This is a genomic window from Helicobacter jaachi (genome assembly GCF_000763135.2).
GTDB lineage: Bacteria > Campylobacterota > Campylobacteria > Campylobacterales > Helicobacteraceae > Helicobacter_C > Helicobacter_C jaachi.
In genome coordinates this window covers 1-11,443 of record NZ_JRPR02000016.1, presented here as the reverse complement: position 1 = coordinate 11,443, position 11,443 = coordinate 1, and the positions used below count along the sequence as shown (strand labels likewise).

Here is an 11,443-nt window from a genome sequence, read left to right as displayed (position 1 = left end):
ATTTTAAAATTATCCCCTCATACGAGCTAGGCGCGCATAATGAGTATATTTTTGTGGATTATGCCATTTCTTTGGATAGAGCAGCGGATAATCGCGCTATGGTGGTGGTGGGCGTAGAGAATTTGCAAGGCGTGGAGGCATACACGATAAAAGACTGCCTTTATGGCATTTGGGACGAGGAGGAGAGTTTAAGAAACTTGCTAGAATTGATGCTGAAATTCCCCAAAGCGCAGGTGTTTATCGAAAGTGAGGGGGGTGGGCTGATTTTAGAGCGGCTGCTGCAAAAGGAGATTATTAAAATTAATACAAACTTAAAAGCAAAAGGGCAAAATATCATCACAAATCTCATCACTTCCTACGCGCCAAGCCGCAAAGTGAGCAAAATTGAGAAAATTAAGGCGCTAAAACCTTACTACAACACAGGATTTTTGCGCTTTTTACACGGCGCTAGGGGTTTAGAGCAGATAAAAAAGGAGCTTTTACACTTTAATCCCGCAAAACCTTTTAGGAAAGATGATTGCATTGATTGTATCGCTAGTGCGCTCGCACACACAGCAGTGCGCGCACCTATGCCTGTAAGCATAAAGGTGCGTAAGCAGCATAGACCCCTCTTAAATGGTGGGACTCGCCGCGTGGCGTGGAATTTTTAAATTACCCCTTTTTTATGGTGTGAATTTGAGCAAAAATGCACCAAAATTATGAAAGGAGCGCGTAAAAAGCTGCGTTTTGCTATGCGACAGGGCGCGGCAGGATTTTGGAGATAAAAACGATGTTTTAGAGCAAGTGTGAGCGCGGAGTTTGCTAAACGCAAATGACCAAAACACGCGCGAATAATCATCATTTTTAGCCCAAAAGCCAACGCAAAAAGAAATGGCAGTAGATAAAAACAAAGCAAAAGCCTTCGCGCAAGGTATGAATAGCTCTACCACTGGAGCAAAGATAAGTAATTGGTTTAAAAAACTGCAAACGCCAAACAATCCACAAGAAGAGCAAAAACCAAAAGAGGCGGATTCTAACGAGAAAGAAAGCACTTTAGTGGTGCTTTTACCCACTCAAAGGCAGTAAATGGACAATCCCGCGGCTAATGCGCTTTTAATCTTAAGAAGTTTATTAAGAGATGAGAAGCTTGATGATTTGCGCTTTTCTCAAGGGCAACTGCTTGAAATACTAAGCCTTGTGCGCAATAAGCTTATTAGCGAGTTTTCTCAAAATGTGCATGCATTGCAAAAAGAGGTGTGCGATGAGCCTTTTAGCCTGCCTTTGCAAATTGCTGTGATTTATGAATGCAAGCTTAATGGCGCGCCTTTGGGCTATAAAAGCTTAAAAATGGCTCTAAGGCACACAGAGCCTTGCTTATATCATCTGCGCAAAAATATCTATAATATTGCTAAGAATCCGCACAAAAGGGCTGAATTTAAGCTTATTGCTAGCTTTTTTATGCCGCTTTTGCAAAGCGGTGATGATGAATTAGGGCTTGATTTTATGTTTAATAAAGCCATAGCTTTAGGAAGTTTGTGCGATGTGCTACTTATAGAAACACATACGCAAAATATAGCTAAGCTGCAGGCTTTTAGGACTGAATTTGAGCTTGAAAAAAACAACTTGCGTGCGCTTATAAACAAATCTCAAGCGCCGACAAATCTCTACACAAAGGCGGAGTTTTAATGCTAAATTTAAGTGAGCTAAATGCTATGCTAGAGCTTGATGAGCAAAGCAATTATAAAAGCATAGAGGAATACAAACAGGCTAAAAAATACTATCATGGAAGTCAATTTGATACTTTAGAGCTGCAAAAATTAGAATCTAGAGGGCAGATACCTATTTATGAAAATCTCTATAAAATGATTTGCGATAAGATTTTGGGCTATAAATTACAAAGTGCTACTGAAATCAAAGTAAGCGGTAGGCAGGAGGAGGATAGAGCATTAAGCAGTGTTTTAACCGACCTTTTGCGTGTGTTTAACCAGCAAAGTGAGTATGAAAAAGAAATTTATAAGCGTGATTTTGACTTGCTTATGGGTATGAGCGTGGTGGAACTATGGATTAATAAAGATAGTGCGCAAAATTATTTTATATCGCTTAAATCTATCCCCACACAAAGCTTTTTAGTGGATAGCTATAGTGTGGATAAAAATGCGCTAGATGCAAGTAGATTCCATAAAAAGCAAAATATTAGCCTCACGCAAGCGCAAATTTTGCTTAAAACTAAAGATATTTATTTGTCTAAAAATGATTTGGTGGATAAGCGGGCATTTATCATTGAAACTTGGGTAAAAGAGCTAAATGATAGTGAGGCTTGCGGCTATAGCTGGAATCGCTACATTTGGAATCCAAATGATAGAATCTATAGCTATGAGATTAAGCCTTTTAGACCAAATATCCACCCTTTTATCGTAGCAAAGTATAATATTGACCATAAAGATAATTGGTATGGAATCTTTAGAGATTTAAAGCCTATACAAGATTATATTAATTTTGCAGAAGTAAAAATGGCAAATATGCTAAGCACGACTAAAGCACTCTATGAAGTCGATGCTGTGGAGGATAGTGAGGAGTTTTTTAATGAAATTACTAAGGATAATGCTGTAGTTGGCGTGCGAAGTGGAGCTTTAAGGGAGAATAAAATACAATTTATCCAGCATCATGCAGACATTCAAGCTCTAAATGCTAAGAGTGAGCAAAAAAGGCATATTGCTAAAATCATAAGCGGATTAAATGATGAAGCCCTAGCTATGGCTACAAATCGACAAAGCGGCACTGCCATTGCCCAAAGGCGTGAAGCAGGACTTTTGGGATTGCAATATTATGTAAATAGCGCAGACAATGCTGATAGATTGATGTATGAGAAGGTTTTAGCCCTTATGGAGCATTACTACACTAAAGAGCAAGTGTTTAGAATCACTGATAAAAAACGCGGCGAGCGCTACTTTAATATCAACACAAATCCGCAAAATACGCTAAAAATCGGCGTATTTGACCTAGTGTATAAAACACAATTAAAGCAGCAAGGCAGTGAGGAGCGATTCGCCCACTGGAGTGAAATGCTAAAAACTATTGCTAATGTGCGCCCTGATATTATTACGCAGCTTTTACCTCTCATGCTAAAAGATGTAGATTCTCAAATTACGGAGGATATTGAGGAAGTATTGCAAGCAGTTGATAAAAATGCACAAGAAAGCGCTAAAGCACAAGAGCAAGCCCAAAGCGAGCTAGCATTTATGCAAAAAGCTCAAATGCAAGCTGATATTGCCCAAACACAAGCGCAAAGTAAAAAATATGAAGCGCAAGCGCATATTGCCAACACACAAGCTCTAAGTGCCGCGCGCAATGAAATAGTAAAAGATAGAACGCAAGCGCTTAGTAAAACTACGCGCGATTTTTTACATGATAGTAAAAGTAAATAATGCATTTTTACCCCTTTTTTATGCGCGGGATTTGTCGTTAAATACCTAAAATTTTATCTTTAGGTGAAAAAAATGACACAAGAGCAAATTGAACAAAAACTTGAAAGCTTAGGGCAAGCAGGCGTGTATATGCGCCTGTGCATTGAGCATGCTACAGATGAGCAAATGGCAAAAATAAGTAGTGTGAATGCATTTGTGGAGTTTGTAAGCGCGCAGCAAAATTTGAGCCAAAAAGGGCGCGAAAATGTGCTAAAAAGCTTAGAATCTGCGCAAATTGATGATACAAACTTTGCGCAATATGCCAAACTTTTAAACGATGCACACGCGCTTAAAAATCCTGAATCTAAAGAGCCTGATAGCAAAACGCCAGAGAAAGCGCCTGAAGTTGAAACGCCAGCACCCGAATCTAAAGAGGAAAACAAAGTGCCAGAGAAAGAGAGTGCGCCTGAAGTTGAAAACAAAGTAGAGCCAGAACCGCCCGCGCCTGAAATAAAAGAGGAAAATAAAACGCCTGAAGTGGCGCAGCCTGAAACTAACAAAACGCCAGAGACACAAACAGAGACAGATTCTAAAACGCCAGAGAAAGCGCCTGAAAAAGAGCCAGAAATTGCACCAGAAACACCAGAGAAAGAGCCAGAGAAGCCAGATTCTAAAGAGCCAGAAACTGCGCCAGATACACCAACAAAAGAGCAAACACAAGCGCAAATACAAACAAAATATGATGATATTTTAAAAGAAGTAGAAACACAAGTGCGCGCTAATGATAGCGTGCTTTTAAATACGCATTTAAGCTTAAAAGGTATGGAATTTTTGCTTTTATTCTCCCGCGAAGTGTATGTGAATTATGAGCTATCTTTGCAAGAAATACAAAGCCAGAGCGATAAAATAGCGGATAAAAATGAGCAGCTAAAGGCTCACATCGCGCAATTTTTAGAGAAAGTAGATGCGCAAATTGAACTTTTTGAGAATCATTCAAACCAAAGTGCGCAAATGCTAGAAAACATTAAAGCGCAAGTAAAAATAGCCTCACAAATTGAGGAAAATACAAATTTAAATGCTAAAAGTGTGAGTGATAATTTGCGCGCGTGCGTAAAGGTGCTAGAAGATGTGCAGAGGGAGCAAAATGAGTTTAATGCTACAAAATTACTCATACAAGAGGAGCTAGAGAAGCTTAAAGCTCTAGAGGCGCAAAAAGATTATTTTGTAGAATATGCGGATAAATTTAATGCCCTGTTGGCAAACTTTACAAAGCTTAGCACAGAATCTATTGCGCAATTTAAGCAGCTTGCCCAAACTCTAAGCGATAATCTCCAAGCGCTAAAAACCTCTCTAAGCGCGGAATTAAGCGAGCATAAAGAAACTTTGAGCGATGAGCTAGAAGCGCAAAAGCAAGAGGCGTTGGAGGATTTGAGAGATTTTCAGAACTTTTTAGAGCAAACAAGAAGCGAGCTAGAGGCAAACTTTGCTAGCAAGCAAGAGCAAATTAATCAAACGCATAAGAAAATCGAGGCGTTTTTGCTGTATTTTGAGGCTATAAAGGCTGAATTTGAATCTATAAAGAGCGCGTATCTTAAAGAGATTGAGGACACAAAAAATAAAAGCATAAGTGCTATTGATACGCACACTGCACAAAAACGCCAAGAGTTAAGCGATGACAAAGATGCGTATAGCAAAGATTTAGATACACAAAAGAATAATTTATCCACACAACTTAGCCATGAGAAAGATGCGCATAAAACAGAGCTAGAGGATTTAAAAAGCACGCTAAGCACGCAGCTAGATACGCAAACACAGACACACCTAAAAACCTTAGAGACACAAAAAGATGCGCATTTAGAAACTATGCGCGTGAGCAAAGATGCGCATTTAAATGAAATGACAATGAATAAAGATTCATTTCTAGAGGCTATTCATAATAGTGTGCCTGCGCAGGTGGCGGATTTAACGCAAATTGTGAATAATATTAGAATAGCGCAGCAAACTTATGGCACAAATTTCAAAAGCCAAACTTTTGGCGCTAGCGGGACTTTTGAGCTTAAAAAAGATGTGGAATTTTACTTTGTGTTTTTGCGCGGTGGGACTGGTGCGACAAATTCATGGAGTGGTGGGGGTGCAAGCAGCTTTGGGAGCTTTTTGAGCGCAAATGGAGGCGCGGGGAATGCAAATGGCTATGGGCAAAGAGGCGATTGCAAAAGCGCGGTTTTACAGCTTAAAGAAAATGTGCCTATAACTATCGCAAGTGGCGGGATTTGCATCATCTCTTGGAGTGAGGTGCTGCCACTGCCTACACAAGATGATAAAGATAAAGCGCCCGCGCTGCCTACAGAAAAGCTGCCCGCAGAGACAGAGGAGCAAAATTCGGGCGCTAGCGCAAAAAATACTGCAGGCGCGGCAAAAAAGGCTTAAGAGAGCTTTAAAAAGATAAGTGAGAGGCAAAAGATATGCAAATTGAAAAAACGCAAAAATATTGCATTGATGGGCAGGTGTTTAACCAAAGCTATCGCCATAGTGGCAATCACGGCTTTGATTTTGTGATAGAAAATCCAAATGATTATGCTGTTGATGTGTTTTTTAGCGCGCAGGCGGGTGCTGGGGAGATTACTTATGGTTGGCATCAGCCCACAAAAGGCACGCGCTACTATAATAATGGTGCGCATGGCAATAGTGTGCAGGTGATTTTAAATGGCGCGCTTTTATATCATCTAAGCGGTGGGGGTGGCTCTATGGGCGGATTTCTATCACAAGAGCGCCACTGGAGAGGCAGCACAAAAGGCTGGAGTAGCTGGAGTGGTATGTATGCGCACACAAAACAAGTAGCACAAAGCGGAGAGAGTATCGCGGCGGCTTTGACTTTAAATGCTAAAGGCACGCTTATTTTTAGATATGGCGCAGGGAGTGGGAGCAGGCATAGCTATGGGAGTCATAGCTTTAGTGTGATTTATTAGCTTTATGCGCATAAGCTGGTGCAAAAGAACTCTTTTGGCTTCTCACGCAAAAAGTGGCTTAATGTCTGCTAATTTTTTATCTTTTGCTTTTAAAAATACATCATAATTATTTTGCAAATTAAGCCAAAACTGCGGTGTAGTGCCAAGTGCAAGACTTAAACGCAGTGCCATATCAACACTAATTGCGCGTTTTTTATTCACAATCTCATTAATGGTGCGAAAGCTCACACCCAAAGCCTTTGCAAAAGCTTGCTGGCTTATGCCTAAATCATTAAGATAAAGCTCTTTTAAGATTTCTCCTGCGTGTGAGGGGCGTCGTGTCATTGTAACTCCTTAGTGATAATCTGTAATGCAAACCTGCGCAGCAGTGGCGTTTTCATAAGTGAAAATAATGCGATATTTTTCATTTATGCGAATGCTATAAAACCCCTCTAAGTCTCCGCTTAACTTCTCTAAGTGATTGCTTGGAGGGGAGCGCAAATCCTTTAAATTTATACTAGCATGAAGCATATCAAGCTTTAAAAGGGCGCGAGCGTGGATTTGTTTAGGAAACTTTTTGCTTTTACCGCTCTTATAGAAGCTTAGCGTTTCTTTATCTTTAAAGCTTATAATCATGCCGCTCCTTTGATTCATTATAACGCATAATGTTATAAAAATCAATTTTTGATTTGCTCTTTAAGCGTTTTTAGCTCGATGTAGGTGTTTAAAAAGCTCTCTAGCCACTTTGGGTATGGCGTGGTAGAACCCCAATTATTACAAGTAGCGTGCGGAATGCCTAAATATTTGGCTAGCTCGTTTTTATTTTTAAAGCCTGTTTGTTTAAAAAGCTCCATAAAGCGTGCTTTGTCCATTAAATTTGCCTTTTTGCGTAGTTTTGCATGATAAAAGCTATATTTAAGATTTAAACTTTTATAATCCGCCTAACCCCTCTAAAAAAGAGGGGAAAGCGGTTATATCTCAAGCTTAAAGGCTATTTTAAGCCTCCAGAGCTTGAGTCTTACAACCAACTTTTTAAACTTCGTCTTTTTCATACAAAGCCTTCAAAAGTGGTATTCTGCCCACCCGCCCAAACCGATGCGTAACATCAGCATAATCATATCAAAATACTATAAAAATGTGTTTAAATATATTTTTACCCCTTTTTTATGGCGTGAATTTATCGCAAAATGCGCCAAAATTATGAAAGGAGCGCGAACAAGTTTTTTGCCATACAAAAAGGCGCGACAGGATTTTGGAGCTAGTTTTGGCGCTGTGCAGCGCGTGAGCGAGGGAGTTTATTAAACATAAAGACCCGCACACTTTGCGAAACCGTTTTTAGCCAAAAAGCCAACGCGCCAGCCAAAAAGCTAGCGAAAAAATATGAAAGCACAAGAAGGAAAAACTTACGCCCTTATCCAAAACGCGCAAGTAGCGCAGATTTTTACTAAAAATGAGCTTAGCGAGTGGAATGAGCAGGATTTAGAAGTTAAAGAGCTTACAACAGATGAGCTAGCGTGGGTAAAGGTAGGCACGCAAGTGGATTCACTCACTCACGCGTTTATAAAGCCTGATTTAAGCGCGCAAAAGCGTGAAAAGCTCCAAGAGATAAATATAAATTTTGAATATGAGTGCGATAGCATTAAGGGCGAGTATATCCCTAGTGATGAGCTTTTGACATGGAGTGTGCAAGAGAGCGAGGCTAGAGCGTATTTAGCCTCAAAAGTCGTCTCTTCTTGCCCGCTTTTAGCTGCTCTTGCACAGGCGCGCGGGATAAATTTAGATTCATTATGCCAAAAAGTGCTGGAGAAAAGTGCCAAATATAGCACAGCTATCGCGCTTTTAGTAGGAAATAGGCAAATGCTACAAGATAAAATTCAAAAGGCTAAAAATGAGCAGGAGCTAGCTAAAATTGTGTATGTAAGCCCGCTAGCGGCTTTAAAGTAAGCTTTGAAAGCTAAGAGATAAAATGCGTAGTTTTACAAGTGAGCTGCGGCTTATTATGAGCGATAAGGGTGAGAGTATCACGCTTTTGGAGGGGTTTTATTATTATCGTGCGCCTTTGCGTTTAGATATTATGGGTGAAAAATTAGAGCATTGCATCATCGTGCCAAAAGGCTTTAGGAGCGATGGTTTTAGCAATTTTGGCGCGCATTTTTTTGTAAATAAATTTGGTAGAGGGCTAAAATGCGCTATTTTGCATGATTATTTATGCGAGCAGTTTCATAAGGGCAAGATTTCACGCAAAGAGGCTGATGAGATTTTTTTAGAATCTATGCTTGAGACAAAGGCTTTTAATCCTTTGAAAGCGCGGCTTATTTATGCGTGTGTGAGGGCTTTTGCGCTTTTAAAGGGGTATGAGTGATTTGTTTGGCTCTGGCGTATTTGTCGCGCTGGCGGCAGGCGTTTGAGCAGAATTTAGATTTTTTAGAGCCTTCAAAGGATTTGCCACAAACGATACAATTAGTAACTTTTTTATTGTTGCCTTGCAAAATTGCAGTGGGGTTAATCTCGCCGTTGCAGTGGGGACAATGAAAAATTTTAGCCATTTTGCGCCTCTTTAAAAAGATTCTCATACCAAAGAGCCCCGCTGATTTGGTATGAATTTGTGTGTGTTTAAGAGAAAACTAAGCGGGGAACTTTTAAAATGCCAGAGCTTTTTATAAAGCTAGTTTTTGAAAATGAGATTAAAGAGTGTCAGCAGCTCTTTAATCAATTTTATACACTCTGTGAAGAGTCTTAAAATATTTATCATCTCTAACCTCCTTTCTCATACCAAATCGTAAGAAAAAGAAAGTCTCCCTTAAACACATCGTAATTATAGCACTATTTTATAAAAATGTCAATGTTTTTGCGCGTGTTTGTCTTTTATTTATGGTGCGAGCTTGCCATAAGCTCATCGTATTTTTTAGCTTTAATCGCCATAAGCAAAAATGGCTTTAAATACTGCGGATAGTCGCAATTACTTCCCCAATTATTTACACTTTGATAGCTTAAACCTAAGGCACGCGCTAAATCAAGTTTTTTTTTGAAACCTGCTTGCTTCATTAGGTCTCTAAATTCTTGTTTATCCATTTGAAAATCTTTCTAAAAATTTGCTATAATGACTGACCCCCCGAAGGGGGAAAGTCGGTTTTATAGCAGCTTGAGCTTGAGGGTTATTTCTAACCTCCAAGCCTTAAGCTTCACCACCAACCTTTTTAGCTTATGATGTCTCATAAAAGCCTCCAAAAGTTAGTCCCCACCCAACCCAAACCGATGTATAACATCGTTAGTATTATACTTATATTATTATAATTTTTAGCTTAAACTACATATGATGCTATAAATATTACCCCTTTAAAATGCGCTAGATTAGAGTAAAAGTAGCTCTTAAAAATTATATTTTGGGAGAGCTATGGAATCAAATTTTGAGAGTTTAGGCGCTAAGGTGATTATCTTGCTTGTGTGCGTGTGTGCTGGGATATTTAGCATAGCCATAGCCCTCGCTACGCAATACATAAACATCAAACATCTCCCCATAAAGCTCATATACTACGCTTTTATCTTGCAATTTATCCTAAGCACGGGGGTGTTTATCTTTGTCGTGCTATTTTTTAACTCCAACTATCTGCCGCAATTTGTGAGTAATGATTTATGGACAATGCTCACTACGGCGTATTTTGCAGCTTCTGTGCCTGAAATTATCATCACCACTGCGCTTATTATCTTTAGCAAAGAAATTAATAAGCTTTTAAAGGAGCGCTATGGCGATGAGCAAATACTGCCTATGAGGAATTTTGAGGATATTAAGGGAAATGCTGCACATAGTGAGCCTTGCGCAGATTTAACGCCTGAAGTGCCACATGCGCAAACCACACAGGAGCAGCCAAAGGTGTGCGAGCATTGCGGCGGGGTGAAAGGTGGTGAGTAATGAAAAATAATATCTTAGTGCTGATTTTGGTATCTGTGTTTTTTTATTTTTCTGTTTCTGGGCTAAGGCAGGATTTAAAAGTGATTTATGACAATCAAATAACGCTTATTGCGAGCAATGAAGCAGTTTTCAAAAAAATAAATGCCGATGATAGAGAGCGCGTGAGTCTGCTAAAACTACAAAAAAACTTAGAAGTGTGGAATGGCACAGGCTGCATAGAATGCCACAATACCATAAAGCTCGCCCTGCCCTTGCGCAAGCAGAGCGTGAGTGAAGCAATTAGAATCGTGCGGGAGGGCACAGAGGCTAGTAAAAAGGGCGGAATGCCACAATATCTCTCTAAAAATACGCGCAGGAGGGATTCTATCACGGATAGCGAATTAAAAGTGCGCTTTGATTTGCTCTACACAAAGGAGTTTTTTGAGGGATTAGAGTGAGGGCTTTAAAAGCTTTTTGAAAAGGTGTTTAGGCGCTAAAATGGCGCAAAAATGTAGAGATTTTTAAGGAGCTGTGTAAGCTCCTTAAAGAAGTTTTGCTATTTCTCTTAAAAGCTGATGTTTTTACGCTCTTTATTGCGCTAATTTGGGATAAGCGGCGATGAGATTATCGTATTTTTTGGCTTTTGTGTAAAAGTCTAAAAAAGGCTCGACCCAAGCTGGAGGAAACTTACCTTCTTGATTCCAATTGGTGATAGATTTGGGATTTAAGCCGCTAAGTTTGGCAAACTCTTGGTTATTCAAACCCGCTTCAATAAGTTTTATTTTAAATGCTTTTGTATCCATTCGTAACCTTTCTTTTTTTTCATTCTAGTAAATTTTTATAGTAAAAGTCAATTATAAATGTATAATTTTAAGGTATAAAAAAGCATTAAAAATGTATAATTACATTATAAAAGGTAATGGGCTACCTTTTATAACTTTTAAGAAAGGAGTAAGGCAAATGGAAAAATTAAGAGCTGCAGCGTTAATTCTCCAAATCGCTTTTTATGTTCTGGCGATTTGCAAGCTTTTGACAAGCTAGCTGCCCTAAGCTTCGGCTTAGGACTTAATTTGCCTCGTGGTGTATTGTAACATATTTTTTTAAAGGAGCAAAAATGACACTAGAATTTTTGATGCTTGTGATTTTGGCGGGCTGGGTAGGCGTGCAAGAGTGGAGATTATGGCGCTTAGAGGATAGATTAAAAGATAAATAATAGCTTTTTTGTG

Annotated in this window: 15 protein-coding genes and 1 pseudogene; 11 read left to right on the top strand and 5 right to left on the bottom strand. The window is 39.4% G+C overall.

Annotated elements, in window-relative coordinates; all coding sequences use genetic code 11:
- From LS71_RS09520 to LS71_RS09110, 6 genes and pseudogenes are all read left to right on the top strand, one after another.
- Positions 1-650, top strand: a pseudogene (locus LS71_RS09520) (hypothetical protein); the annotation flags it as partial.
- A 220-nt stretch (positions 651-870) separates the two neighbouring features.
- On the top strand, positions 871-1,065 hold the full coding sequence (locus LS71_RS09130) for a hypothetical protein (protein WP_034356423.1): 195 nt from the start codon (positions 871-873) through the stop codon (positions 1,063-1,065).
- Positions 1,066-1,665 carry a hypothetical protein gene (locus LS71_RS09125; RefSeq protein WP_034356425.1) on the top strand — a complete coding sequence of 200 codons (600 nt, stop codon included), beginning with the start codon at positions 1,066-1,068 and terminating at the stop codon, positions 1,663-1,665.
- On the top strand, positions 1,665-3,404 hold the full coding sequence (locus tag LS71_RS09120) for a portal protein (RefSeq protein WP_194145696.1): 1,740 nt from the start codon (positions 1,665-1,667) through the stop codon (positions 3,402-3,404). Before LS71_RS09125 ends, LS71_RS09120 begins: the two co-directional genes overlap by 1 nt.
- 72 nt (positions 3,405-3,476) lie before the next feature.
- Positions 3,477-5,810, top strand: coding sequence for a hypothetical protein (locus LS71_RS09115; RefSeq protein WP_138109933.1), 2,334 nt, complete (start codon positions 3,477-3,479; stop codon positions 5,808-5,810).
- Between the two features lie 35 nt (positions 5,811-5,845).
- Positions 5,846-6,349 (top strand): hypothetical protein, encoded by a 504-nt coding sequence (locus LS71_RS09110; protein ID WP_138109932.1) that lies wholly within the window; start codon positions 5,846-5,848, stop codon positions 6,347-6,349.
- 42 nt (positions 6,350-6,391) lie between these two features.
- Here LS71_RS09110 and LS71_RS09105 read toward each other — a convergent pair whose 3' ends face one another.
- From LS71_RS09105 to LS71_RS09095, 3 genes are read right to left on the bottom strand one after another with little or no spacing between them, the layout of a single operon-like run.
- On the bottom strand, positions 6,392-6,673 hold the full coding sequence (locus LS71_RS09105; RefSeq protein WP_034357100.1) for a HigA family addiction module antitoxin: 282 nt from the start codon (positions 6,671-6,673) through the stop codon (positions 6,392-6,394).
- Between the two features lie 9 nt (positions 6,674-6,682).
- Positions 6,683-6,964 (bottom strand): type II toxin-antitoxin system RelE/ParE family toxin, encoded by a 282-nt coding sequence (locus LS71_RS09100; protein WP_034357097.1) that lies wholly within the window; start codon positions 6,962-6,964, stop codon positions 6,683-6,685.
- A 41-nt stretch (positions 6,965-7,005) separates the two neighbouring features.
- Complete coding sequence (locus tag LS71_RS09095; protein WP_034357093.1) at positions 7,006-7,200, bottom strand: helix-turn-helix domain-containing protein; 195 nt, start codon at positions 7,198-7,200, stop codon at positions 7,006-7,008.
- A gap of 508 nt (positions 7,201-7,708) precedes the next feature.
- Between LS71_RS09095 and LS71_RS09090 the strand changes: the two genes are divergently transcribed.
- The 3 genes from LS71_RS09090 to LS71_RS09515 are packed head-to-tail and all read left to right on the top strand — an operon-like array spanning position 7,709 to position 8,860.
- Positions 7,709-8,272, top strand: coding sequence for a hypothetical protein (locus tag LS71_RS09090; protein ID WP_052058236.1), 564 nt, complete (start codon positions 7,709-7,711; stop codon positions 8,270-8,272).
- Positions 8,273-8,294: 22 nt separating this feature from the next.
- On the top strand, positions 8,295-8,690 hold the full coding sequence (locus LS71_RS09085; protein WP_034357295.1) for a DUF1353 domain-containing protein: 396 nt from the start codon (positions 8,295-8,297) through the stop codon (positions 8,688-8,690).
- Positions 8,687-8,860 carry a hypothetical protein gene (locus tag LS71_RS09515; RefSeq protein WP_194145695.1) on the top strand — a complete coding sequence of 58 codons (174 nt, stop codon included), beginning with the start codon at positions 8,687-8,689 and terminating at the stop codon, positions 8,858-8,860. Before LS71_RS09085 ends, LS71_RS09515 begins: the two co-directional genes overlap by 4 nt.
- Positions 8,861-9,193: 333 nt before the next feature.
- On the opposite strand, the gene LS71_RS09080 is transcribed toward LS71_RS09515, so the two are convergent.
- Entirely contained in the window at positions 9,194-9,400 is a 207-nt protein-coding gene (locus tag LS71_RS09080) for a hypothetical protein (RefSeq protein WP_034357258.1), read from the bottom strand.
- 322 nt (positions 9,401-9,722) lie between these two features.
- Here LS71_RS09080 and LS71_RS09075 point away from each other — a divergent pair, with 322 nt between their 5' ends.
- Positions 9,723-10,238 carry a hypothetical protein gene (locus tag LS71_RS09075; RefSeq protein ID WP_138109931.1) on the top strand — a complete coding sequence of 172 codons (516 nt, stop codon included), beginning with the start codon at positions 9,723-9,725 and terminating at the stop codon, positions 10,236-10,238.
- Positions 10,238-10,675 (top strand): hypothetical protein, encoded by a 438-nt coding sequence (locus LS71_RS09070; protein ID WP_138109930.1) that lies wholly within the window; start codon positions 10,238-10,240, stop codon positions 10,673-10,675. The genes LS71_RS09075 and LS71_RS09070 overlap by 1 nt, the downstream gene beginning before the upstream one ends.
- A 132-nt stretch (positions 10,676-10,807) precedes the next feature.
- On the opposite strand, the gene LS71_RS09065 is transcribed toward LS71_RS09070, so the two are convergent.
- Entirely contained in the window at positions 10,808-11,020 is a 213-nt protein-coding gene (locus LS71_RS09065; RefSeq protein WP_034357225.1) for a hypothetical protein, read from the bottom strand.
- Positions 11,021-11,443 lie beyond the last annotated feature (423 nt).